This window comes from Paenibacillus sp. S33 (assembly GCF_053615415.1).
Genome location: NZ_JBSIEZ010000001.1, coordinates 2409389 through 2434730, shown reverse-complemented (window position 1 = coordinate 2434730; position 25342 = coordinate 2409389). Strand labels below are relative to the sequence as shown.

Sequence of the window (25342 nt, the reverse complement as noted above, 5' to 3'; positions counted from 1 at the left end):
TACACGCTAGCCCACTAACAACGTATAGACGATGCCGGGTCCATGCACGCCAATCGTCAAATCATTTTCAATATCCGACGAGCGGCTCGGTCCAGTAATAAAATGAATGCCTGCGGGCAGTTGCTCACGCCCGATTTCGTCAAAGCAACTTAGAATCTCGCCCAGTCGTGTTCGCAAGCGCTCTACGGGCAGAAGAATAATCAGTGCGGTTGGCAAAAGGCTGACCGCACGGCCTTTCTCCGGCGAGGATAGCACCGCTACCGAACCGGTGTAAGCAGCCGCTTCGTCGGCGATGACGATGCCAATATCCGCCTCGGCAGCGCGGGCCTTCCAGTCCTCGGCTGGATCGGTGTTCCACACCGATAAACGGACTTCCGGCAGCGCCGATTCCAGCCGGAGCGCATCCAGGTCCGGCTCATTCTGCCGGACGATATAGGCCGCTCCCAGCTCTCGCGCTTTGAGCGCGATCCAGTCTGCGGTCTGCTCCAAATCCGGCAGACGCACGACATGCCCGCCAACACTTGTAAAGTTGGCGGTGAACTCCTCGATGCGCTGCTCCGCGCTCCATTCGAATTCGTGCCAAAATGCAGGTGCCCCGCGAAACGGCTGAACTGGCGGCTCCGTCTGTCGTGGACGCTTGAGCCGCGTCGCGATGCCGTCCATAAAGCGTACTTGCTTGGCACGCGATTCTGCTTCCATTTGATGAAGCCACGCTTCATGGGCCGCTTTTGCTTGCGCAGAAGGATTACTCTGTTCCCTCATGCTGCGTCCCTCCTTTACTTCTATCTGCCAAAATCTTCTCCATTCGGCTGAGAACATCCGGCTGCATCACGTTGCGTTCCTGCTCCAGTTTATGCTCCAGCGTGTTCCATTGCTGACGAAAGGATTTTTTCGCCAGAGAGGGAGCTACGCGGTACGTATTCCATCCCTTTAGCGGGCCCAGCTTAAGGGTAATTTCGCCCTTACGGACGACCGCTTTCTGTGCAATCTGCCCTAGCCGAATCGCCGCTGCGAATCGCTTCGAGCTGGAAACCACTGTCGCAAAACCTTTCATTCCTGCCGTTTCCAGCTTATCTCCTTGTCCCGCCTCCACCTTACGTCTACGCAAATATACCAGCATATCATGCAGCGGTATTTTGACCGGACAGGCTTCATAACACGCACCACACAGACTGGACGCACTCGCAATATCGTTCCACTCTTCGATGTTGCCATGAAGGGCAGGCGTAAGCACTGCACCGATAGGGCCACTATATGTCCCGCCATAGGCGTGCCCGCCAATGTGTCGGTACACCGGACAGGCATTCAGGCAAGCACCACAGCGAATGCAATTCAACAACTCTTGAAATTCGGGATTGCCTAGCTGTAGTGAGCGTCCGTTATCTACGATGATGATGTGCATTTCCTCCGGTCCATCAGCATCTTGGCTACGCCGGGGGCCTGAAATTCCAGACATGTACATGGTCAGCTTCTGTCCGGTAGCGGATCGTGGCAGTAATGTAGCCATGACCTCCAAATCCGTCCAAGATGGAATAATCCGTTCCATGCCCATCAGCGTAATTTGCGTTTTGGGCAAAGTGGATACCATTCGTGCGTTGCCTTCATTTTCGAACAGAACCATGGAGCCTGTCTCGGCGATGGCAAAGTTACACCCGGTCATGCCAATATCTGCTTCTAGAAACTTCTCACGTAGCTTTTTGCGGACAAAGCCCGCCAAAATCGTCGTATCCGCGGACAGTTTCTCCCCTGCTTCTTTGGACAGCAGCTCGGCAATCTGATAGCGGTTTTTGTGAATCGCCGGAATGACGATATGAGACGGGGGCTCTCCTGCCAGTTGAATAATATATTCACCGAGGTCACTTTCAATCGTCTCGATATCCGCCCCCTCCAGCGCCTGATTCAAATGTAACTCCTCCGACACCATCGACTTGGATTTGACGACGGAACGAGCTTGGCTATGCGCAGCAATATCCAGTGTAATACGTACGGCATCGGCTGCTGTGTCGGCAAAATGGATATGCACCCCGTTGGCGCGGGCATTTTCTACAAATAGATTTAAGTAATAGTCCAGATGGGCAATGGTATGAAGACGAATTTGGCGCCCGCGCTCACGCCATTCCTCCCAATTTCCGTGCTGCTCTGAGGCCACCCGCTTACCGTTGCGCAGCCGCTCTGTAGTGAAACGAACTGCATTCCGCAGAAAATCATCATTGAGAGCCAGCTCTGCGCGTTTCTTAACCTTTTGGTTCATGGAATGTGAGTGTACGGCGGTCATGCGTGCTTCACCCCTTCGTACAGCAGCTCAGCCAGATGCATGACCCGAACTGGCTCCTCCCGATACCGGAGATTTCCGGCAATGTTCATCAAGCAGGCCATATCTAGTCCGACCAGTACCTCGGCTTCGGTCTCCCTGATGTGGTCCACTTTTTCAGTCACCATCGCTCCCGAAATATCCGGCATTTTTACCGCGAAAGTCCCGCCAAAGCCACAGCAGTCCTCAGCAAAGGGAAGTGGTACTAATTGCAGCCCCTTTACACTGCCAAGCAGCTTCATCGGTTCCTCCTTTACGCCGAGCAAACGTGTGCCATGGCAAGACGGATGGTAGGTTACCGTATGCGGAAAAGACGCGCCCACATCGGTCACGCCAAGCACCTGCACCATAAATTGCGTAAACTCATACGTCTTTTGCTCCAGCCTCCGTGCCGAATCGAGCCATTCGGGTTCATCCTTAAACAACTCCGGGTAATGATGAATCATATATGTGCAAGAGCCGGAAGGAGATACGACAAAATCGCTGTCGTTAAACGCTTTCAAAATCGTTTTGGCCGCAGCCCTCGTTTCATCCCAATAGCCGCTGTTATAGGACGGCTGTCCGCAGCATGTCTGCACCTTCGGAAAATCCAGCTGAACACCATATCTGGCAAGCAAGCGTGCCATCGCTTCCCCCACCTTGGGATAAATCGCATCACTCAGACAGGTAATAAATAAAGATACCTTCATACGGAACACCCCTTCCGTCCATGGAATTGCTATTACTTTATAACTGAAAAGTTACCTTTAGTGCCACTGCGCAGTCGGATGTTGCTTCCCATCACTGTTGCCCCCAGATTTTTTACTCACTGCTAAAAATCCGGGGAAGTGATAATTTAGAAGCTTGCAGTGGGATTCTCAATTATACCTTTTTTACATCATCAAAGAATCCTCCTGCAACAGCGATCGTAAGATTAAATGAAACGCAAAGCGGCCTTCACCTTGGAAACTCCCCGCTTTATACAACCGTAACTGGAATCACCAGCTCCGCAAGTTGACTGCGAATCGGGTCCGACAACCGTGAATCTGTAATGATCTCGGACACTTGCGACAGGTTCACGACATGCGTAAACGCCTGCTGCCCAAATTTGCTCGCATCCGCCAGTAAAATCACACGGTCTGCAATGCTGACCATTTTCTGCTTCAAACGAGCTTGCAGTTCATTCGATTCGCTAATACCGCGATCCAGATGAACCCCTTGGCTGGAGAAAAACAATTTATCCACATAATAGGTTTCTAGTGAACGCTCTGCGAGCGGGCCTACATATGACAACGAGCGTTGAAGCAACTGCCCCCCCGTCGAAATGACCTCGATTTTTTCCTTACCTGCCAGCTCTGTAGCTACCCGAATCGAATTTGTTAATATTGTCAAAGGAATATCCGGTAAGCTTGACGCCATATACCAGGCGGTTGTGCTAGCATCCAGCAAAATACGATCATTCGGCTGAATCTGCTTGACCGCTTCTTCGGCAATCCTACGCTTTTCCTCTGCGTTCATAATTTCCCGTACCGCATAGGGCGTTTCAGGTTGCTCGTTTTTGACACTGACCGCTCCCCCATGCGAACGGCGCAGTCGTCCCGCCTGCTCCAGGCGGTCCAGATCACGGCGGATCGTTTCCTCCGTTACTTTGCACAACTCACTCAATTCGGACACCCGTATGCTTCCTTTTTCATTAACGAGCTGCACAATCATCTCATATCTTTCTGCGACCAGCATGGCAATCTCACTCCACATCTTTAATGTACAAAAAGTCCCGCCACTCGCCGGAATTGCCCGTAGGCATCCTCCCACGCTTCTGACTCGGCAGGTTCATATTCCTCCACGGAAATAGAATCTGCGATGACCCGGCGTGCTTCCCATATATCGGCGAACTTTCCCTGTGTCATCCATTGTACCGCAAGATTGCCGATTGCGCTCGCTTCTGCGGGTCCAGCCCACACGGGTTTTTGAATTGAATTGGCCGTCCATTGGCACAGCAAGCGATTTTGAATCCCTCCTCCGACCATATGCAAACCATTAAACCGTTGTCCTGACACCCGTTCCGTAAGCTCCAAAATGTAACGATACTTTAACGCCAGACTCTCCAAAATACAGCGCGTAATCTCTCCCGGCGTCTCCGGCAACGGCTGCCCAGTGTTGCGGCAATATTGACGGATACGTGTTTTCATATCCCCGGCGTGCAGGAACAGTTCATCGTCCGGATCAATCAAAGAAGTGAATGCTGGAGCCTGTTCTGCCATATGAACCAGTTCGGGGAAGGAATAGGAGTAGCCCTGCCGCTTCCACTCTCTGCGCGCCTCCTGTAAAATCCACAAGCCCATAATGTTTTTAAGCAGCCTGTAAGTTCGACCAACCCCACCTTCGTTCGTAAAATTAAAACGAAGCGTATCGTCATTGATTACAGGCTGTGCCGTTTCCGTTCCCATCAGGGACCATGTTCCGCAGCTTAAGTACGCAAACGAGCGCTCCAGCGCAGGTACGGCAGCCACAGCAGATCCTGTATCGTGCTCTGCTACTGCAATCACAGGAATCGCTCCAATGCCCAGATCGGTCATGACCGACGAGCGGATCGTTCCTACAACATTTCCTGGTTCTAGGACCTCACCAAACCAGGAACGGGGGATATCGATTCCAGACAAAAGCTCTTCATCCCATTTTTGCTGCAACGGATTATATAATTGCGTGCTGGTCGCATTCGAAAACTCATTGTACATTTCACCTGTCAGAAAATACCGCAGCAGATCTGGAATCATCAAGAAATGCTTTGCCTGCTCCAGCAACGGTGAACTGGCATTTCGCATAGCAGCCAGCTGATAAATCGTGTTAAACGTCAAAAATTGAATGCCTGTACGCTGAAAAATGGACTCTTTCCCTAGCCGTCCCTGTATTTCTTCCATCACCCCCTGGGTGTGCCAATCCCGATAATGATAAGGGTTGCCTAGCAGTTCTCCGGTTTCCCCAATCAATCCAAAATCGACCGCCCAAGAGTCAATCGCAAGACTGGACGGATTCACTCCCATATGTCTGGCTTTGAGCAAACCTTGCTGAACCTCGTGATACAGACGCAACAGATCCCAGTGCAGACGTTCCCCAACTTTGACCGGATCATTCGAAAAGCGATGGATTTCCTCCACCACGATACGTGAATCTGTCAATTCTCCGAGTAGAACCCTGCCACTGCTTGCCCCCAAATCATAAGCGAGGATACTCACCAGCTTGCACCACCCTTGCCTCTTTGTAAAATCTGCGTGCCATAATTAGATGCCAAGTAGGCTTTCATCGGGTCTGTAGGTAATCCCTGCTCTTCACGGATCGCTCTGAGCAATGGTGCCACATCAAACTCAAACGCCTGGCGTACAGCATCCTCTGCACCCAGCACATCCTGGCGGTTTGCTGCATCTTCCACCTCTGCATGATTAATCAAGAGTGCCTTTGCATATTGAGTCTGTACATTCAACACGGAGCGAATCATGGCCGGGATTTTGGATTCAATATTGTGCGACTGATCAATCAAGTATGCGATTTTGTCCACGGTTTGGCGGATATCAGCTTCTACATCCTGAGCGGCATTTAAAATTTGATAAAAGATCAAAAATAACTCATACGGATTGGTAGAACCTACAATCAGATCATCATCTGCATATTTATAGCTATTAAAATGGAACCCACCTAGTCGCTGCTCATCAATTAGAAACGCGACAATATGCTCCACGTTGGCTCCCGGCAGATGATGCCCTGTATCCACCAGCACCTGTGCCTGCGGCCCCAGCTTGGTTGCGTAATTGTACGCCATGCCCCAATCGGCAATATCCGTATGATAAAAGGCTGGCTCGAACGCCTTGTATTCAATCAGCATGCGCATGTCAGGTGTGAGCGCCTTATACATTTCACTGAGCGCTTCCAGCATCCAATTTTTCCGTTTGCGAATATCCCCCTGACCGGGATAATTCGTTCCGTCTGCGAACCATAAGCTAAAATCGTTAGAGCCCGTTTCCTTCGCAATATCCACGCATTCCAGCAAATGGTTGATGGCCTTACGGCGGATGGCCGGGTCTACATTGGTGACACTGCCGAGCATGTAGTCCTCATCTTGAAACAAATTGGGATTCACGGCCCCAATCTGCAAACCGAGGCTTTCGGCATGACCGCGAAGCTTGCCGTAATTGTCCACTGTATCCCACGGAATGTGGATCGCAACGGATGGACATAAGCCTGTCACAGCATGAACCTGCGCGGCATCCTCCAACTTTTCGAACGGATCACGCGGGACGCCTGTTTTCTGAAAGACTTTAAACCGTGTACCTGAGTCGCCATATCCCCAGGATGGTGTTTCTATGCTAAGCGCTTTCAGCTTTGCCTTTACTTGCTCCAGGTCAATGCCCCGTTGTTGCTGTTGCTCCTCGAATAAGGCGTACGCTTTGTCACTCATCGTGGTTCCTCCTTGGAAAATAAATTGAGTTACGGGGGGGGGGAGGCCGCTTCGCGTGCGGATTGTTCTTCCGATCGCTCCGCTGCTGACCACCCATAAAGTCATTTCTATTTTTAAAGTGTTAGTGTGTATATAAAGGATGAGAACACGTAAATACGTTACATTGCTTATTTACGTGTTTTCCAAAGTGTTTTACAACCCTTCGAAACTATCGTCATGTGGCTTACATAGGTTCATTTTAATTCGGCTAGCGTGTAAAGGCTGCGGGGACGCCACCGTCGATGGTCAGCATACAGCCTGTCGTTTTCTCTGCCTTGGATGAGGCGAAAAAGGCAATGCCCTCAGCGATATCCTGCGGATAAATGTTGACCAACAGCGTCGTCCGTTTGCGGTAATGCTCCTCCAGTTGGTCGGGCTCGATGCCGTAGGCGGCAGCGCGCTCGTTGCGCCAATTGGAGTTCCAAATTGCCGAGCCTTGCAGAATGGCATCCGGCAAAATGGTGTTCACACGGATGCCATATTCACCGCCTTCTGCGGCAATACAACGGGCTAAATGTGCTTCCAGCGCCTTGACCGAGCTATAGGCCGTTACATTTTTACCTGCGTAGACCGAGTTTTTGGAACCGACGAACACCATGCTACCGCCAAGTGTCTGCTCCTTCATGAGCTTGAACGCTTCTCGTGCAACCAGAAAATAACCCGTTCCCAGCACATTCACATTTAAATTCCATTCCTTTAACGATGTTTCATCGAACGGACTGGATGTAGCAAGGCCTGCATTGTTGACAATGATATCTACACCGCCATAGGTCAATGCCGTTTCTGCATAGGCAGCCTGAATCTGCTTCTCCTGCGTCACATCCATTTTTACGGCGATGGCACGGTTTTCTCCGTAGCTGCTATTTATCTCTGCAGCTACCTTTTGCGCGCCTTCCAGATTCAGATCTGCCAGTACGACATGTGCACCTTCATCCACCAAGCGACGTACGGTTGCACTGCCAATCCCGCCTGCACCGCCTGTAATGAACGCAATTTTACGGGAAAATTCAGCTTCTGCTGGTGCGAGTGACAGCTTATAAAGCTCCAGCGGCCAATATTCCACGTTATATGACTCGTTCTCGCTGAGTGAAACAAACTCTCCTAACGCCGTTGCTCCTCGCATGACAGCAATAGCACGATGATACAAGGCGCCGCTTACTTGCGCGTTGCTCCAGCTTTTTCCTGTGTTGATCATACCAATACCCGGAATCAAAATTACGCGTGGCGCAGCCTCAAACATAACATCTCCCTCATGCCGATTGCGCTCGAAATAAGTTTGGTACTGTTCCTTATAGACCGCTATATCCTCAGCGAGCTTAACTTTCAAGCCCTCTACGTCTTCCACATTCGGTGTCCAATCTACATAGAGTGGCTTCATCTTGGTATGAACCAGATGATCCGGGCAGGCTGCCCCAACCTGGGATAAAACAGCAGAATCTCGGCCGTTCACAAACTCCAACACATCCTCCGCGTCATCAAAGGTGAGGATCATCTTTTTCTCATCACTGACTGCACCCCGGACGGATGGCATAACTTGGGACGCAATGCTTCGGCGCTCTTTAGAAGTAAGCGCTTTATATTTTACGCCTCCAAACGCCTGCTTTTCCTCTTGACGAGCTTTAATATAGCTTTCTGCTTCTTGAATGATTTCGATTGTTTTCGCATAAGCCGCTTCGGATGTGTCTCCCCACGTAACCAGACCATGCTTTTCCATCAATACCAATTCAGCTTGTGGATGATCGATTACACCTTGGGCAATCATTTTCGACAGCTTAAAGCCAGGACGGATATAAGGCACCCATACAAAACGGTCACCGAAGATTTCCTTAGCCAGTTCCTTACCGTTGTGCGCACAACACAAGCTAATAATCGCGTCTGGGTGTGTATGATCGACATGTGTAAAAGGCAGAAAAGCATGCAGTAGCGTCTCAATTGAAGCCCTTGGATGCTTGGCATCTATCATACAATTCGCCAAATATGCGACCATATCCTCGTCAGACATATCCTCCCTCTCAAACAAAGGACGTATATCCTCCATACGAAGCCCTGTGAAGTTATGCGCTTTCATTGTTGCGAGATCGGAACCGCTGCCCTTAACGTACATCACTTCTACTTCACGCCCACGAAAATCTTGTATCATCGTTTTGGCCGAAGTGTTGCCGCCTCCCCAGTTGCACACACTCCTATCTGTGCCAATCAGGTTAGAACGGTATACGAGCTGTTCCAGCGTGCTTTTCTGCTCAGATGCTTGTGAAGAAATCCACAGACTTTGTACCATAGGAAAAAGACCTCCAAGTTTAGTTTTAGTTTTGAAAGGCTTTATTACAGTGGTTATTCTTTGTTTATGGAGACTATAACACTTTTGTTTTAATTTGAAAATGAGTAATACAAAAATAATCAAAAATAAATTTTAATTTTTATCCATCTAAAAAAATGGATATATTCATTTGCTAAACGATCATTGCCACGCACAAAATAAAGGCCGTGTCAGAATCGGTTATAAGAACCTTTCTGGCACGGCCTCATTCGTTTAACTCATCTAATTACCCAACTATACGCATCACTTTGGCTAGCAGCTCGTACGAGCGCAAGCGCGCCTGATGGTCATATACCTGAGAGGTTGTAATCAACTCATTGGCTCTCGTCTGGTCGATTATCAAATCCATCTTTTGCTTGACGGTGTCGGGACTGCCGATGGCTGAATACCCCAGCATATTACCACGAACCATCTCCTTCTCGTGCTCACTCCAAAGCTTTTCCATGTCATCCACTGGTGGCTTCAGTCCTCCGCTGTGCCCGCGCAGCACATTTAGAAACTGCTGTTCTTGTGAAGTGAAGAGCCATTTTGCTTCCTCATCAGAATCTGCAACAAGCACATTAACACCGACCATCACATATGGCTTATCCAGTGCTTTGGATGGCCGAAAATTGCGATGATACAACTCCAGAGCTTGTAGCAAATGAGCCGGGGCAAAGTGGCTGGCGAACGCGAACGGCAGCCCAAGCTGACCTGCCAGCTGTGCGCTGAATCCGCTTGATCCCAGTAACCAGATGGGAATGTCCAGCCCTTCTCCAGGAATCGCTCTTACTCCCGGAACGGCTCCGTTCAGCGCTGGATTCAGGTAAGAACGCAGCTCATTCAATTGCTCGGGGAAATCTTCCCCAGTACTGTGAAGCCCTCTCCGCAGTGCTCTCATCGCAGGTTGATCCGTGCCTGGAGCCCGGCCAAGTCCCAGATCAATTCGTCCCGGATAGAGCGACTCTAGGGTTCCAAACTGCTCTGCAATCATGAGTGGAGCATGGTTAGCCAGCATAATACCGCCTGAACCCACCCGAATCTTGTTTGTATGTGCAGCCACATGCCCGATGATCACGGACGTAGCCGCACTGGCAACCGCCTGCATGTTATGATGCTCCGTTAGCCAGTACCGATGGTACCCCCATTGTTCAGCATGCTGGGCAAGATCCACCGTGTCGCGGAAGGAATCGGCAGGAGTGCCGCCTTCAAGGACAGGTGCAAGATCTAATATAGATAGTGCAACGTTACGCGTAGTCATTATATATAAACCCCCTGTTAAAATATTATTTTACGAATTTTCCTCAATGCCTTAATTCTTTGACCTATCAATTGATACGTCAATTATGATAATGTGTCCCGTTATAAATTGCAAATGATTTAAATTTTTAGTTTTGTTCAAAAACAGTTTACTTTTACGAGAAGCTCGTCTATCATGCATTTATATGGATAATCATTATCCACATTAGCCTGGTTATAAAGATCGAGGTGATTGCTAGTGCATATGAAAACAGGTGTCGAACAATCTGTCTACGCTCTTCTTCTACTCACGATGCTGCCGGACAAAGCTGTTTTACCTGGTGAGGCCATTAGCCAGCAGTTAGGTGCTTCGCCTACTTATTTTCATAAACTGTTACGTAAATTGGTTAGCTCCGATTTGATTACTTCTGTACCTGGTGTCAAGGGCGGGTTCAAATTAAAGAAAAAACCTGAGGATATACGGGTATTTGATATTTATCTGGCGATTGAAGGACAACAGACTCTCTATTCTTCCAGCGGTATCTACAACGATATGCTTGAATTAAAGAAAGACGATCAGTGTTGTTTACTGGCAAATTTGATGGAAGAAGCGGAAGCCTCCTGGAAAGCCGTTCTGAAAAGAGAAACCATCGCGTCACTATCCGCTGACTTTTTTAAAGAAGGATATGATGACAAAATGACTTCTTTGGAGAACTGGATTCAGGAAAAAATGGTCTTGTAAAGAACTCTAATGAACAGAAAGGAATATGAACATGAACGATTATTTAGTAAAAGCTCTTGCCTACAATAACCAGGTACGGGCTTATGCCGTGAGAACAACGGAAACGGTAAGCGAAGCTCAACGGCGTCATTATACCTGGCCCACAGCATCGGCTGCATTGGGACGTTCTATGACGGTCGGCGTCATGCTGGGAGCAATGCTTAAAGATGAGGATAAACTGACGATCAGGATTAATGGCGGCGGACCTATCGGCACTATTCTTGTCGATACCAACTCCAAAGGTGAAGTTAGAGGTTATGTAAAAAATCCACAAACCCATTTTGAGCTTAATCAGATAGGGAAATTAGATGTCGCCAGAGCTGTAGGAACAGATGGAGCGCTAATTGTATCTAAAGATATCGGCTTAAAACACCCATTTGTTGGACAAGTCCCTCTCATTTCGGGTGAACTGGGGGAGGATTTCACATCTTATCTCGTCCAATCCGAACAAATTCCTTCTTCTGTAGGAGCGGGAGTTATTGTTAACCCGGATAACTCTATTCAGGCGGCTGGAGGTTTTATTATTCAGCTGATGCCAGATACGCAGGAGGAGGTTATCAGTTTTATCGAGAGACGCATTGAGAGCATTCCAAGCATCTCCGCAATGGTCATGGAAGGTCTTACGCCAGAGCAGATTCTGGGTCAGATTTTGGGAGAAAGCAACCTGAACATACTCGAAACCATGCCTGTACAATTTCATTGTCCCTGCTCAGAAGAGCGCGTTACCAATGCCATTATCAGCTTAGGGAATAAGGAAATAGAAGATATGATCCATACCGATGGACAGGCTGAAGCTCATTGCCACTTTTGTAACGCACACTACCATCTTACCAAAGAAGATCTCGAAGGCATGCTGGAAACAAACATCATTTAAATATGGGCTGTTCCCAAAAAGTAGGTTTAGCTACTGGGGAACAGCTTTTTTCTTTCCCAATGCTTCCGATGATTACTTAATCCTAAACACGGTAGACTTGTTCATGATGTAAGTGATAATGTTATATTATTCCAATCACTTGAAATGAGGTGCGCTATGCTCGAAAAAGATACGCAGGAAATTTTAAGACGAAGATTGTGCTGGAGGTCTTGCAGGAAGAGCAGACCGTGAACGAGATTGCCGCCAAATATGAAATGAGTCCGTGATGATTAGCTGGTGGAAAGCCGAGTTTCTGAGCCGGGCGTCTATGGTGTTCGAGAAAGGGACGAGTGAAGCGGACAAGATGAGAAAGGAATACGAAAGCAAACAGGAGCGCCTAGAAAAGCTGGTCGGTCAACTTACCGTTGAAGTCGACTGGCTCAATGGGAGCATTACACATCTTCCGGCAATCCCCAATTCATTAATGAATTTCGGCATTATCGGAATGATCAGCCCGATGCCGGTGAACACCGGAAACAGGTTCAGCATAAGAACACATCATATCCCCCCTCATAATTTAAGGGTTGCTGCTCCCTCTGTAATTCTAAGCAAAAAAACACCTGCTCTTCGGCAGATGTTCCTCGCCTTTCGTATTTCTTGACTATCCGATCCATTTGTCCGTTCTAATCGTTCAACCCTTTGCCCTCCAGAATGGGCTGTGTGTATGTTTCAACCCTTGAAACGCGCGTTTTGAACTGCTTCGGTTGTGGTACACTCTCCAATCCAGCGCTTAGTTTATCGTCAAGCATGAACGTGCGAGCAGCGGAGAGATTGTTGTTCCTTTTCATAATTGATATATCTACAACTCAGTGCATGTAGCGCGTTTATTGCTGCTCGGCAAATCTCCACCAGGCAAATGTTCCGACTATTCCGGCTATTCCCGTAGACGCAAGAATGATTATACTACTCAACTTTAAAAACCCGGTGCTTTGTAATACCGACGGGATGGTCCACGGAAAATAGGGGGCGAATCCAAAAGAGGCCAAAACATTTGAGAGAATGACGATTATCAGGATGAGTCCTAATGGTGCCAAGTATCCCTTGCTCACATTGGCCAGAAGAGTGCCTGGTGTGGTAACAATAATAAACAATAGCGATGTTATAATGAATTTAAAGAAGATATTCCAAATAAAAGAAGCTAACCCGCCCGCAACTCCTAGAATACCCCCCACGGCAAAACCTATGGCAAACATATACATGGAAAGTAATAGGCTCCATGCTAAAATTACAAGAAATTTGGACAGTACAATTTTCGATCTGGAAACGGGCTTTGCAAGCAAATCTTTAATTGTTATATCCGAAAACTCTCGTCCAAATACCCATGCCGCGATAAAGGTGTACCCGATAAGTCCCAGCGGGGCAAGACTATCAAGCAATTCGGTTAAATACATTTTCCAATTGATGCCGCCGGCGTCACTGGATAAAATAATTCCGACTCCCATCATGATTGGCCCAAATGCAAAAATAAGAAATACCAACCAAAACACATTGGCGCGGAGAATCTTGCGAATCTCACAATGTAAGACAGAAAAAATATTCATTATATATTCCCCCTTGTCATACCAATTGTGCGGAGAAAATATCCTTCCAAATCCTCCGTAATCACTCGAAGCAATGTTGGCGGTTGATTGGATTTAACCAGCAGTTCGGCCAGTCGTTCAGGACTATCCGCTACGTGGTCATCGGTTAGTTTAATATAGCCGTCTATTATCTCCTCAAATTCATATCCATGCTCTTTAAGCACCTCCTTTAAGGCATGTTTGTCGCGGCCATTCACCACTAAGTTTTTCTGTAACGATTGCTCCAGCTTATCCATTGCGACTTCTTTAACAAGATGGCCATTGTGAATAATCCCAATGCGTGTGGAAACTTTCGAGAGTTCCTCTAACAGATGGCTGGATATAAAAACAGTTACGCCGAAATTTTTCGCTAGGTTATATAACATATTCCGTATCTCCGCCACGCCTGCGGGATCGAGGCCATTTATCGGCTCATCCAATATTAGAATTTCCGGATTGTGAATCATTGCTTTCGCAAGTCCCAGGCGCTGTTTGTTTCCTAAAGAAAGGTTCTTTGCCTTCTTCTGTTTGTGCAGCTCAAGCCCCAACTTATAGATAACCCGATTTACGGAATCTTTGTCAGGCACCCCTTGCATGCGTCGTGCTATGTCAAGATTTTCAACTACAGTTAAATCGGGATAAAAAGTAGCCTCCTCCAAATATCCAACCTTGTCCCATAATTTATAGTTTCCGGCATCGACCTTTTCACCTAACATATAGAGCTTGCCGGAGGTTGGCTTGAGCATCGCCAAGAGCATCTTTATGGTCGTTGTCTTTCCAGCGCCATTCAGTCCCAAAAATCCAAATATCTCTCCTCGGCTTACCTCCAGCGAAAGATTGTTCAATGCGATATAGTCGCCAAATTTTTTGTGCACTCCCTCAATTTGTATGGCGGGCGTTCCGCCATTTTTTTCCTTTGATAAAATACTCATAGCCTTCAACTCCTCCATAAACAGAGAGCTTATTCAGGATTCTAAGTACGACACTCCTGAACAAGCTCAATCAGAAATTTTTCAATATATCTACTTTATGATGTCCTGGCAATCGCTTAAGCGAGGCGAGGCTGGCCCAAGCCCAATTGAGCAGAGCCAATTCAGCACTACCTCATGCAGCACGTTGATGTTGTCTACCTGACAGTGTTCTAATCCGCCAAGTCGTCTATCCTCTATCGGGAAGAACGTCTTGTTTTTCGAACCCGCTTGCTCGTAATTCTTCAAGGCTTGTGTCAGTGGATTTGGCTGAACCAATATCTCTTCCGCTCCGTGCATTACAAGAAGCGGACATTCTATCTGGTGGAGCACGCCCTCAAGATCATAGGCAAAACGCGGATTCCCCGCAAAATCCTCCAAGCTTTTTGCCCCCAGAATTCTCATGCCATGTGCGGCCAGACTCGGCGGCATCCATTTAAGCATGGCATCCCAGTCGAAGGCGTGCGTACCGCCGTCGGAGATGACGGCAGCAATCCTGTGATCGAACGAAGCGAATCGCAGCGAGTCGTAAGCCGCAAAACTCTCCCCGTGCACGATAATCTTATCGGGATCGACTTCCGGCCGCGTTAGAAGAAAGTCGATTGCTTGGGAATGGAAAGCCTCACTGTCCGCTCGTCTTCCTTTTCCCTTTTCGTACAGCGAGAGGCCGGTGCCAGGCTGGTCATAGACCAGAAAGTTATATCCACACGAAATAAAAGCGGGACCTAGCCAGAAATAGTTTTCAATTGACCACTCGTCGCCACCGTTGAGAGCAAAAAGGGTCGGCTTCGGACCTTTTATCCAGGAAGGGGAGAAGAAGTAACCATCCAACTTGACATCTTCGTAATCGACTTGGATCTTCTCCGGTTGGACATCGAAGTACTTTCCGGCAGCTTCGAAGAGTTCATTTACTTTCTTAAATATACGGATTTTCTCGGTGTCATCATCCATCACCGCATATTCCGCAATTCTGTAGTAATTGCAGGCACGAATGTAGCAGTTTCGTGCTGTATACCAGTTTCCAGCCGTTTCGGCCTCCTTGCCGTGTCTTTCCAATGCCTGAGCCGTTATGAGCCATTCCCTGTGCCACGTGTCCTTGTCATCGGGGTCGATTTTTTTGCAGGCCTCGTAGATCTCAGTGACGTCCGTAGCACCGAGGCTTGCCATACCCAAAGCTTTGGTGACTTGGTATGACATCATGTAGTTATTGGGCCAACGGCTGAACTCAATTGACATTGCAACATCCTCCTTTTCCAGTTCTAGTGATTGTAGTTTTTTTACTACAAGTAATTTTTACAACACAAAGATAAAGCTTCTTTAAAAGAAAAATAAATGTTTATAAAGAGAATATAAAAAACTATAAACCGCTGAAAAAACAAAAAAGGCTGCTGCCTGGGTGTTCACACCCGGCAGCAGCCTTTAACTCCTGTAGTAAAAGAAAATGTGCAAAAATAAAATCAGTGTTGTGCGGCCAAGGGAAGGCTGAATCTTATCCCCAAACCGCCATATTCGGAAGGGTAGGCGCAAATTTCGCCCCTATGATGTTCAATAATGGATTTACAGCTTGCAAGACCCAGGCCCAGCCCGCCCTTTTGGATTTGCCGCGATTTATCCACAGTGAAAAATTTGAGGAACAGAGAAGATATATCCTTATCCGGCACTCCAATTCCATTATCTTCGATTTGAAAAAAGGCATACTGTCCTAGCGGGTATGCGGTCATATACACTTTCAGTTTATTTTTCCCTCCATATCTTACAGCATTGCTAAAGAGGTTGCCGAAAACCCGACGTATCATCGGTTCATTGACCATCAGCAATATATTTTCCGTGAATGAATGGCGGCAAGTAAGCTCGTTGTCAAGTCCCGCCAACTCATACTCATATTCAAGGGCAATGTTTTCAAATAATTTTGAAGCTTTTACAGGTTTAGCTACCATAGATTCCAACTCCAGTTTTTCTTTGGTGAAACTGGAGAAATCATTGATGAGTTCGACCATATATCCTGACTTCCTTTGAATCAAATCATAATATTCCTGCTTTTCAGTTTCTGGTAAATCCTTGTGTGTAGCCAGCAGTTCAGTAAAACCATTAATAGATGTCAAGGGTGTTTTCAAGTCGTGGGCAATTGCCGCGATCATATCGATCTGCTCTTTGTGCGCGAGTTGAAGCCGATGCTCCATCTTATTGAAGTGCTTATAAAGTTCTCCGATCTCATCATTACTTCTCAGAGCTAGCGGAGGCAGTGGATGTACAATATTTACTTCTTCAAGCCTGGTATTCAGAAGCTGAATGGGTTTCTCTATGCAAAAATGAATATAGATAATCAGAATAATAAATATGAAACAGGCAATTGCAAATATGGGCAGGAGCAATGCTATATATCGCGAGTCCAGCAATGAACTGCGTATAGGGGAATATACTGCAAAGACAAGCTTCAGATACATTCCAATCGAAAACATGAATATTATAAACATCAGCAGGAACAAAAGAGGAAGCTTTATTTTCAGTTTCATACTATTGCTCTCTTTCCGTGTATTTATATCCTATGCCCCATATTGTTTTAATAAAGTCATATTCAGAACCAAGTTTCTTACGGATATTTTTTATATGAACCGTTACGGTATTTATTTCTCCGTATTCGTCTCCCCAGACGTTTTCATATATCTGCTCACGAGTCAATACATGATTGGGGTGGCGCATGAGGATAGACAGAATCTGAAATTCCTTCGTTGATAAGTCGAGCTTCCTGCTATTCAGAAATGCTTCAAACGTCTTATCGTTCAAAATGAGCGGAGCATCCGCCTTTTCGTTACTGGGACTAAGTTCACCCCACTCTTTAAAAAGCCTGTCCACTTTTCTGAAGTGAGCCTTTATCCTGGAGACAAGCTCCTGAATACTGAAAGGTTTGGTCATGTAATCGTCTGCTCCTATTTCGAGCCCGACGATTTTATCAATGTCCTTATCACGCGCACTTAAAAACAGAATTGGGACATTATAAGAATTTCGGATACTTCTGCAGACATCAAGTCCATCCATATCAGGCATCACTATATCAAGAACGATGAAATCAATGTGATTTTCTTCCAATGCAGATAAGGCTTCTTTCCCGGAACATGCCGAAATTATTGCAAATTGCTCGTACCTTAAACTCTTTGTGATGAGTTTTACGATTTCTTCATCGTCGTCTACAACTAATATCGTTTTTGGCATCTTTATACCTCCCAACCTCTTTAAATGGACTGCATTTATATAACACACCAGAGCCGCATGGACTCGAATTGACAAAAAAAGTCGCGCTCAAAGCGCCTCTCCAGTTCCGGATATTTCTCCTTTGGATGCCAGTTGAGGTAATAGGATTTCTTGAAGCAACATGTTGATTTCTTTTAAAAAGGCTTTATTGTCCGGACTTCCTCCCAGAAAAATGCCTTGGGGGTTGCTCAATACAGCGTTATCCCCATTATTAGATAAAAAAATTCTACCCGGTATGGTGCCGCTAATGACACCTTGAATCGATATGTGATGCTTCATTGTATTAAAAAGACCGAATGCCTTATAAAAATAAGATTCCGCGAGTTCCATTCCTTGAATCATGTGATGAGCACACATCTGTCTGATTTTCCTCCCATAAGCCTATGAGAGTTTCGATGGTCTGTACTTGATGCCTCGCTTCATTATGGATAAAACATACAATTCGGTCAAGTGTACTTTGGGTAATGAAGAAGGCCTCGGCAGCACAGTTGAATGGCTTCCATGGATAGGCTATTGTAAGGATAGGATACTTTTCCCAGATAAAAAAACTTACAGGAGGTCGTTTTTCTTGATGATCCTTGAACTGGTGGCCCTTATTTCTACTGCTGTCTTGTCTACGTTTTTTTCCTTTCGATACCGTTTGTGGAGACGACTATAGTGAGAAGTGAACAAGAGATGCTGCATACCATTCTCCAATTTGCTCAAGAGGACGAACGGGTACGTGCTGTGATTATGAACGGTTCACGCGCTAATCCACATGCTCTACGAGATATTTTTCAGGATTATGACATCGTCTTTCTCGTATCTTCCATGGACAGCTTTATTCAGGAACGTGGCTGGATTCACCACTTTGGAGAATTGATCATTATGCAGACGCCCGATGAGCATGTGGAGCCTACTGTGACGTCCCATGATCGCTTTGCTTTTCTTATGTTATTTACGGATGGCAATCGCATAGATCTTACCCTCTGCCCTGTGGCTAACATCGCCAATTGGCCCCGAGACAGCTTAAGTGTACTGCTCTTGGATAAAGACGGACTGGTAAAGCCTTTTCCACCGCCAAATCTTCAAGATTATAAGACAGTCCCTCCAACCACCCAAACCTATGCAGATTCCTGTAATGAGTTCTGGTGGGTCAGTACTTATGTGGCTAAAGGGTTATGGCGACAGGAGCTGCCCTATGCTAAATTTATGCTGGATCGGCCTGTTAGAGATGCGCTCCACTTGATGCTGGAATGGCATATTGGTATACGAACAGACTTCGCGGCAGATCCGGGTAAACAGGGAAAATATTTCGAGAACCACCTTGAGCCTGGACTTTGGACGCTCTACATCCAAACATTTGCGGATGCAGATTATGAACATATGTGGCAGTCTCTTTTGATCATGGGAAATTTATTTAGAAAAGTTGCCTTGGAAGTAGCGAACTATTATGGTTACGAATATCCGACCCTGGACGATCAACGTGTTACGAACTATCTCCATCACGTAAAAGCTCTCCCAGCAGATGCTAAGGACATTTATTGATAAAAAAACCAGTCGGCACTTGATTTACATGTGCTAGGCTGGTTTTATTTTTATACTCTAACGTTATTCTGTCCTATGTGCTGCTTTAGATATTGCGCTGTTCGTTCCGGTTGCGAGATCGGAAAATGATGAGCTGCCGGAATATTCAGCGTATGCAGGGCATGAAATGGCCCGGGCAACTTATAAATCTGATCCTTCACACCCCATAGAATCGAAACCTCCTCTTTATACATTCTTTCGGATATCTCAGGAACCGACCGGAAGCTATCGGACTTCGTTAGCATGGCTAGGGCTTGCGCAGTCGTCTTTCTTACGCGTGGGGAACGCATTTCTTCAAGAACATACGTGATGTATGCTGGCGGGATATCGTCGATACTTTCAAAACAAGTCTGCGCAAGCAATTGCTTGCGTAAGCCTGAATCGCTGAATCTGCCTAGCATACTCTCCGTAATTCGTGCGCTCCGATATCTGCGCGGAGCAGTATGCAATACAGGCTGCAATAGGTGTAAGCTACTGATACGCTCAGGTACGCGTTCCCATGCCTTAGCAGCTAGTAGTCCGCCGAACGAATGACCTACAAGGCAGATTGGCGTTTCCAAAGCCTGAATAGCCTGCACTAACGATTCAATGTGGCCTTCTAGTACATCCTCCTTATGATGGTATGGGGAACGGCCAAAACCGGGAAGATCCACCAAGCAAACAGAGGATTCCGGAAATTGATTTGCCAGCGGTATCAAACAATCTGCCCCGCTGAAAGTACCGTGAACTAATACGATCGTTGGATTTCCATTCTTCACCCTTCGCTCCAGTGTAGCTAATGGCCCACGTCTGTTGCGGACATATCCATCTGTATCTATGGTGGAATGAGCAATCCTGAAATCAAGATCAGTAATGACAAATGGGAACACGCTTTTGTTCATCGCCTGTGACAACCCGTATTTACGTTGAATCTCTCGTGCTGCATCCAGTGGGTAGTCCACATCCACGATAAAATCGAGTGATTCCTTCGGAATACCTAACTTTTGACCCAGAGGAGTACCCAGTATACTGGTTAGCCAAGCTGGCGAAATCGAACCGAGCGGTTTACGTACACGAAGCTCCTTCGCCATATTCGTTCCCAGCTCTATCATCGTTGGACTCTGCTGTCTGTCATCCATCAAGTAGTATGTTTCGCTGGCAGGATGTGATTCCTTCGTAAGAGCACTGATCAATTCGGCTGCATGATCTACATGGACCAAGGGGAGCCAATGAGATTTTCCGCCGGGGACAAGTCCCATAAGCTTGCGCGCTGTAGAACCTACGAGAATGCCTAGCCCACCAGTTTGGGGCGTATCCCCAGACTCTGAGTCACCAATGACAACGCTCAAATGGACAACCGAAAGCGGAAATCCTTCCTTGTGTGCTCCTTGACGGATACGCAAATCAGCCAAAAATTTCATCCGTTCATATGGAGGTGCCTGTTCCAAATGAGCGATGACCGGCTCGGGAGTAAGCCAGTTATGATCATTAAAAGGGCTTTTGTACCCAACCAAATGAATAAAATGTCGTAACCCTTTGCTCGCATGAATATATGTAGCCAACGTTATCATTTCTTCTGCCGCTTGTAGAAAAGCTGCTCTCGCATCCTCCTCTCCCAGCAGAATATCCATCGGACCTCCTGCATGAATTATCACATCTGCGGTCTCCACGAGCTGCCTGTCAGCAGGATTTAATCCTAGAGCAGGTATACTCAAATCGCCAATAACCGGTGTTAATTTCCCGATATGCCATGCTGTCTCCAAATCCATTTGCCTGCATATTTGTTCCCACTTCTGCTGCGAACGAACCAGGACGGTAATAGTGTGTTCCTCCTTGGAAAGTTGTCGTAACGTATGCATGCCGATAAATCCTGTGCCGCCCGTGATAAAGATATGTGCCATATACGAAACCTGCCTTTTTTAATTTTTAGTACTTCATAGTACTAATAAAGATTAAAAAAATCACTTTAGCAGAAGTGCTAAAGTAAATTTTAAATTTTCGAGTATGCTCGGGTCCTGGCTTGCATGCTGCAGAAAGAGCGCACCTTCAATGGCCGAGACGATGAATTGGGCCGTCGACCTCGCAGGAAGTTCAGCCTGAATCTCTAATCTTTCCCTTCCCTCGTTCAACAATATTTCTACGGTAGTGATTTGGCTTTGGAAGAACTGGCTTATTTTATTCCGAAACAAGGCGCTATCTTGAGGCATTTGCGTATAAAGAGTAATAAAGGGACAGCCTCCCAAACAATCTGTCTCTTGCTCTGTCAGCAATTGAAGAAGGATTTCAAAACGTTCCTGAACAGACTGATCCTTACGCGAAACAACTTCATAAATCATCTCATTATACGTTTGAATCAGTTGATCCAGAATGGCTGAAAGTAGCTCTTCTTTACTTTTAAAATAATAGTAAATGTTCGTTTTGGACACATTGCTCACAGCCACAATTTCATCCATACTTGTTGCATGATATCCTTGGGTAAGAAACAATGAGGTGGCGATGCGCAGAACAACATCCCGATTCGTGATTTTATTTTTTTTCATCATATTTAGCACTATACGGTACTAAAAAAGACTTGTCAACCTTCGCTGGAACATGTCTGCTCCAAAATATTATTTTTCGGCCAGAACCCGGTCACCTCTGCTCGCAGGCTGAGAAATAACCAAAAATTCAACATCCTGATTCGTTTCATTAAACATTTGATGAGGCACCATAGGAGGAACCTCACATCCTTCCTGAGATCCTAATTGGATTCGTTCACCATCCACTTCAAGTACCGCTGTGCCTGATAAAATAAAGAAAAATTGGCGCGCATGATGATGATAATGTCTGACCTCATGTGTATTTCCGGGCATCCGCTCATGAATAATGCTCAAACCATTATTTTTCACCAAGCGCCAACCATCACATTGATCTCCCCATATATAATGTTCCGCATTATTTTTACTAATTTTCATTATTGAACTCCTCCTTTTGCAATTACAGTTTATTTTATATATGAATTCATAGAGCTACAATCTTAATTATAAAACGGCAGGACAAATGTAGAAAAAGTCCGACTTAGTCAGACTTTTTTATATATCCGCCTCGATAATTTCCTCCAACTTTATCCAGCTAAAATCCTCTTCCCCACGGGACAGCTTCACTTCTCGCCGACTTGTATTAATCACCGTAACCAATCCACGAAGCTCCTCATCATCAAACGGGTTGAACACTTTTAGCGTAATAGGCTTCCGTTCGTTATAGGATACGATGATGGCCTGTTCAATCTGCTGCATTTCCTGATCGTCCAGTGCTGGCTTGCCGCGCCTTCCTTGCTCCTTCATCAGTCTTAAATATGCCTCCCGATGCTCAGGCAAAATCATGCGCGAGCTTTCCCATATGCCATTTCCTTCAAGCTTTCTCCCCATCGTAAGCCCCTCCTATGCTGTTCTGGTTACCGGATGCCATGCCAATACATGATCTAATCGAAAAACACGTGGCTGGCCTGTCTGTAGACAGGTGGCTCGTATCAAGCCATTCTGCACACGATGCACCTCGATACGTCGATGAGACAGCTTGCCCTTCCGATCCAAATACACGATTTCCACGATCTGCCCCACGTATTTTTCCAACATGATCCTTCACTCCTTATCAGAACGTTTGTTTGTATTATATGCGAACATGCGTTTGATTATCAATGTAAAAAAATCCCCTGAGGGATTTGACTCTCTCAAGGGAATTAAAATTCATAGGTGGATAGCTTAATATCTTCTTTATTCAAATCTTTCAGCGGATAGACAGGGCCATTCCAATAAGTCAGAATATCAATCGGCTCATTAGTACCATGTTCTTTTAAAGAAAGAGATAATTCAAGTAATAAATGTGGAAGTTGATAAGAGCTTGTTAAAAACTGATATTCCTCTGGACTTTCACAATCTTCTGCTCGATAGAACACAAAGTATCCCTCGGTATGGTCCCCAATGAGTACAATATAACGAGCAAGAAACATAATTTCGCCATTGGCAAAAGGAATGGAATGTGTCGAAGCAGAGATCAAATCAGTCTCTAATCCCTCAATACGAAGGGTAAGTTCATTGTTAAGAGCATCCATTCTTTCTCTTTGTTCGCTGATGAGGTGTTCATAATTTACAGGGACAAGCCCTCCATTCTTGATCGTAGCGATCAATTCGTCTATAAATACTTTTTGAGACAACACTCGATTGCTCATCCTATTCATCTCCATATTCGTGAAAATAAGCATGGAATTCTCGCTTTAACATGTTCAATATTTATGTATTAAAAATCTTGATTCATTAACTCCCCAGCATTTTTGTGACTGCATTCACGACCCTTTCCATCTCAAATGGTTTAACAATAAAGTCTTTTGCACCTGCCTGAAATGCTTTTATAATCGCTTCCTGCTGCCCCAAAGCAGAACACATCAAAATGTTGGCTTGAGGATCAAGCTCTACAATCTTTTTAACAGCCTCAAGTCCGTCCATCTTAGGCATATTAATATCCATGGTGATTAAATCGGGACGAAAGTGTGCGTATTTCAAAACAGCATCATACCCATTTTCTGCTTCCGCGATAACAGCGTGACCTAAATCCAAAAGAATATCCTTAAGCACAGAACGCATAAATAAAGAGTCATCCACTACTATAACTGTTGCCAAATTAACCTCTCCAATCCGTTGTCAAATGATATTGCACGCCCAAACTTCAATATCGGTGAATAAACTAGTAATATTAATAGAAAGAATCTGTAAAAATAAAAACGCTACCAATGAATTATAAAAGAAATTTGAAACTAGCTACTACAGCATTAGTTTTCAAAAAAACGTTTCACAATGACGTAAATAATTTATGTAGTGTGAAGATTACAAAGTACTAGGTATCTATTGAAACCTTAGTACTATATAAGCTGAATTTAAAAACTACCTATCGTGCCACTCCGCAGACGGATGGTACTTTCTTGTACAGCACCATTCCGCCTACTCCGTTTTCATGTAAGTTTGTGAACCCGTTCTGATTAACAATTTCTACTTTTTTAGGATTCTTAACTTTAGAATATGTAGCCTATATTATAATGTTTCAAATTCAAAGCCCCCTGTCATACCATGCATTACATCACAAGTGAGCCAATCTAATGCATTTTTACTCAATAACTTCATAACAATTTCTTGTATCTTTACAGATATGTCTCCTGTTAGACAAGATGCTAATTGAATAGATGCAGTGCTCCGATCTTCAACGTAAAAACGATGCAAACCCGTTTGATAAATTCTCTCCACTCTTGCCAAATGAACAGTGCCAGTTAGAACATACATAGCATAGCCTGGCTTAATAAGATAAGCCTCGCTCGTTTCATAATCAAGTTCTTCCTCTTCCCATACATGAACAATCACAATCTTCTCAAGCACAGCAATGTCTGACATGTCCTTTTCCTCTTTTCTAAAAAAATTTATTTGACCGGATCAAAACTTAATCTAACAACCAAGCAAGTATAATAATCAATTCGTTTGTGAAAAATAGATTTCTAGTAGATATTATCGTTTAATATTTATCGTTATACGATAACTCCTATAATGAATATACACTCCTAAACGTTTATCGTCAAATGATTATTTCATAATGCTTACTAACAGGGTAAAATACTTGATAAGAGGTGATTATCTTTGGCGATAAATATAAAGTTAGAGGAAACATTGGGCAAAGCAGGAATCACAAAAAATGCCTTGGCTCGTGAAGCAAAAGTTCGACCGAACTTAATCTACGATATGTGCGATGGTAAGACAAAACGCATAGATCTGGAAACATTAAGTCACATTCTCGACACATTAGAAGATCTTACAGGTCAGAGACATAACCTGAGCGATGTTCTGGAATATATCCCACGCAACGCAAAAAACGATCTCTCTTCTGTCTAATGGAGAGAGATCGTTTTTATGGTCTACGTAATAGAGATAACTGCTTATAGCAATAAGTAAATATAATATACCGCAGCTTTTTAAGTATATTTCTGACCTTTTCG

At 45.5% G+C, this 25342-nt stretch carries 27 protein-coding genes; 5 read left to right on the top strand and 22 right to left on the bottom strand.

All coding sequences use genetic code 11. The features are described 5' to 3' along the window. Nucleotides 1-6: 6 nt before the first annotated feature. The 8 genes from ACWGXJ_RS11490 to ACWGXJ_RS11455 form a co-directional block, all read right to left on the bottom strand. Nucleotides 7-762 carry a LutC/YkgG family protein gene (locus tag ACWGXJ_RS11490; protein ID WP_452566766.1) on the bottom strand — a complete coding sequence of 252 codons (756 nt, stop codon included), beginning with the start codon at nt 760-762 and terminating at the stop codon, nt 7-9. After that, nucleotides 746-2275, bottom strand: coding sequence for a LutB/LldF family L-lactate oxidation iron-sulfur protein (locus ACWGXJ_RS11485; protein ID WP_452566765.1), 1530 nt, complete (start codon nt 2273-2275; stop codon nt 746-748). The genes ACWGXJ_RS11490 and ACWGXJ_RS11485 overlap by 17 nt, the downstream gene beginning before the upstream one ends. Further along, complete coding sequence (locus ACWGXJ_RS11480; protein WP_250261482.1) at nt 2272-3000, bottom strand: (Fe-S)-binding protein; 729 nt, start codon at nt 2998-3000, stop codon at nt 2272-2274. Before ACWGXJ_RS11480 ends, ACWGXJ_RS11485 begins: the two co-directional genes overlap by 4 nt. A gap of 268 nt (nt 3001-3268) precedes the next feature. Then, complete coding sequence (locus tag ACWGXJ_RS11475; protein ID WP_250261483.1) at nt 3269-4027, bottom strand: DeoR/GlpR family DNA-binding transcription regulator; 759 nt, start codon at nt 4025-4027, stop codon at nt 3269-3271. A gap of 20 nt (nt 4028-4047) precedes the next feature. Continuing rightward, nucleotides 4048-5523: a rhamnulokinase gene (rhaB, locus tag ACWGXJ_RS11470; RefSeq protein WP_254351299.1), complete on the bottom strand. Its 1476-nt coding sequence runs from the start codon at nt 5521-5523 to the stop codon at nt 4048-4050. Beyond that, entirely contained in the window at nt 5520-6740 is a 1221-nt protein-coding gene (rhaI, locus tag ACWGXJ_RS11465) for an L-rhamnose isomerase (protein ID WP_069291829.1), read from the bottom strand. The genes rhaB and rhaI overlap by 4 nt, the downstream gene beginning before the upstream one ends. 247 nt (nt 6741-6987) lie before the next feature. Further along, on the bottom strand, nt 6988-9057 hold the full coding sequence (locus ACWGXJ_RS11460; protein WP_452566764.1) for a bifunctional aldolase/short-chain dehydrogenase: 2070 nt from the start codon (nt 9055-9057) through the stop codon (nt 6988-6990). A gap of 265 nt (nt 9058-9322) precedes the next feature. Continuing rightward, on the bottom strand, nt 9323-10336 hold the full coding sequence (locus tag ACWGXJ_RS11455) for an LLM class flavin-dependent oxidoreductase (RefSeq protein ID WP_061831380.1): 1014 nt from the start codon (nt 10334-10336) through the stop codon (nt 9323-9325). 243 nt (nt 10337-10579) lie between these two features. On the opposite strand from ACWGXJ_RS11455, the gene ACWGXJ_RS11450 reads away from it, so the two are divergent. From ACWGXJ_RS11450 to ACWGXJ_RS11440, 3 genes are all read left to right on the top strand, one after another. Next, nucleotides 10580-11056 (top strand): RrF2 family transcriptional regulator, encoded by a 477-nt coding sequence (locus ACWGXJ_RS11450; protein WP_250268202.1) that lies wholly within the window; start codon nt 10580-10582, stop codon nt 11054-11056. A gap of 31 nt (nt 11057-11087) precedes the next feature. After that, nucleotides 11088-11969 carry an Hsp33 family molecular chaperone HslO gene (gene hslO, locus ACWGXJ_RS11445; RefSeq protein WP_039275256.1) on the top strand — a complete coding sequence of 294 codons (882 nt, stop codon included), beginning with the start codon at nt 11088-11090 and terminating at the stop codon, nt 11967-11969. A gap of 265 nt (nt 11970-12234) precedes the next feature. Further along, nucleotides 12235-12609 carry a hypothetical protein gene (locus ACWGXJ_RS11440; protein WP_452567957.1) on the top strand — a complete coding sequence of 125 codons (375 nt, stop codon included), beginning with the start codon at nt 12235-12237 and terminating at the stop codon, nt 12607-12609. A 223-nt stretch (nt 12610-12832) separates the two neighbouring features. Here the strand turns inward: ACWGXJ_RS11440 and ACWGXJ_RS11435 are convergent, their stop codons facing one another. From ACWGXJ_RS11435 to ACWGXJ_RS11410, 6 genes are all read right to left on the bottom strand, one after another. Beyond that, nucleotides 12833-13549 (bottom strand): ABC transporter permease, encoded by a 717-nt coding sequence (locus ACWGXJ_RS11435; RefSeq protein WP_452566763.1) that lies wholly within the window; start codon nt 13547-13549, stop codon nt 12833-12835. Further along, complete coding sequence (locus tag ACWGXJ_RS11430; protein ID WP_452566762.1) at nt 13549-14499, bottom strand: ABC transporter ATP-binding protein; 951 nt, start codon at nt 14497-14499, stop codon at nt 13549-13551. The genes ACWGXJ_RS11435 and ACWGXJ_RS11430 overlap by 1 nt, the downstream gene beginning before the upstream one ends. 90 nt (nt 14500-14589) lie before the next feature. Further along, entirely contained in the window at nt 14590-15771 is a 1182-nt protein-coding gene (locus tag ACWGXJ_RS11425) for an alpha/beta hydrolase (RefSeq protein WP_452566761.1), read from the bottom strand. Between the two features lie 221 nt (nt 15772-15992). Beyond that, nucleotides 15993-17048 carry a HAMP domain-containing sensor histidine kinase gene (locus tag ACWGXJ_RS11420; protein WP_430152521.1) on the bottom strand — a complete coding sequence of 352 codons (1056 nt, stop codon included), beginning with the start codon at nt 17046-17048 and terminating at the stop codon, nt 15993-15995. A 1-nt stretch (nt 17049) separates the two neighbouring features. Beyond that, entirely contained in the window at nt 17050-17745 is a 696-nt protein-coding gene (locus tag ACWGXJ_RS11415; protein WP_235308251.1) for a response regulator transcription factor, read from the bottom strand. An 87-nt stretch (nt 17746-17832) separates the two neighbouring features. Further along, nucleotides 17833-18126, bottom strand: coding sequence for a hypothetical protein (locus tag ACWGXJ_RS11410; protein WP_452566760.1), 294 nt, complete (start codon nt 18124-18126; stop codon nt 17833-17835). A gap of 315 nt (nt 18127-18441) precedes the next feature. Here ACWGXJ_RS11410 and ACWGXJ_RS11405 point away from each other — a divergent pair, with 315 nt between their 5' ends. Continuing rightward, a complete protein-coding gene (locus tag ACWGXJ_RS11405) occupies nt 18442-19311 on the top strand; it encodes an aminoglycoside 6-adenylyltransferase (protein ID WP_452566759.1) in 870 nt (289 codons plus the stop codon). A 50-nt stretch (nt 19312-19361) separates the two neighbouring features. Here the strand turns inward: ACWGXJ_RS11405 and ACWGXJ_RS11400 are convergent, their stop codons facing one another. The 8 genes from ACWGXJ_RS11400 to ACWGXJ_RS11365 form a co-directional block, all read right to left on the bottom strand. Then, nucleotides 19362-21230 carry an alpha/beta fold hydrolase gene (locus tag ACWGXJ_RS11400; RefSeq protein WP_452566758.1) on the bottom strand — a complete coding sequence of 623 codons (1869 nt, stop codon included), beginning with the start codon at nt 21228-21230 and terminating at the stop codon, nt 19362-19364. Nucleotides 21231-21290: 60 nt separating this feature from the next. Further along, on the bottom strand, nt 21291-21872 hold the full coding sequence (locus tag ACWGXJ_RS11395) for a TetR/AcrR family transcriptional regulator (RefSeq protein WP_226887689.1): 582 nt from the start codon (nt 21870-21872) through the stop codon (nt 21291-21293). 66 nt (nt 21873-21938) lie between these two features. After that, nucleotides 21939-22283 carry a cupin domain-containing protein gene (locus ACWGXJ_RS11390; RefSeq protein ID WP_452566757.1) on the bottom strand — a complete coding sequence of 115 codons (345 nt, stop codon included), beginning with the start codon at nt 22281-22283 and terminating at the stop codon, nt 21939-21941. A 117-nt stretch (nt 22284-22400) separates the two neighbouring features. Then, nucleotides 22401-22736, bottom strand: coding sequence for a YolD-like family protein (locus tag ACWGXJ_RS11385; protein ID WP_452566756.1), 336 nt, complete (start codon nt 22734-22736; stop codon nt 22401-22403). Nucleotides 22737-22748: 12 nt separating this feature from the next. Then, nucleotides 22749-22943 (bottom strand): hypothetical protein, encoded by a 195-nt coding sequence (locus tag ACWGXJ_RS11380; protein ID WP_013310131.1) that lies wholly within the window; start codon nt 22941-22943, stop codon nt 22749-22751. A gap of 104 nt (nt 22944-23047) precedes the next feature. Next, complete coding sequence (locus tag ACWGXJ_RS11375) at nt 23048-23536, bottom strand: hypothetical protein (protein ID WP_039273324.1); 489 nt, start codon at nt 23534-23536, stop codon at nt 23048-23050. Nucleotides 23537-23621: 85 nt separating this feature from the next. Beyond that, nucleotides 23622-23984, bottom strand: a complete 363-nt coding sequence (locus ACWGXJ_RS11370) for a response regulator (protein ID WP_023988407.1) — start codon at nt 23982-23984, stop codon at nt 23622-23624. Nucleotides 23985-24392: 408 nt separating this feature from the next. Next, nucleotides 24393-24746 (bottom strand): hypothetical protein, encoded by a 354-nt coding sequence (locus tag ACWGXJ_RS11365; protein WP_039273330.1) that lies wholly within the window; start codon nt 24744-24746, stop codon nt 24393-24395. 240 nt (nt 24747-24986) lie between these two features. Here ACWGXJ_RS11365 and ACWGXJ_RS11360 point away from each other — a divergent pair, with 240 nt between their 5' ends. Further along, complete coding sequence (locus tag ACWGXJ_RS11360; protein ID WP_039273332.1) at nt 24987-25238, top strand: helix-turn-helix domain-containing protein; 252 nt, start codon at nt 24987-24989, stop codon at nt 25236-25238. Nucleotides 25239-25342 lie beyond the last annotated feature (104 nt).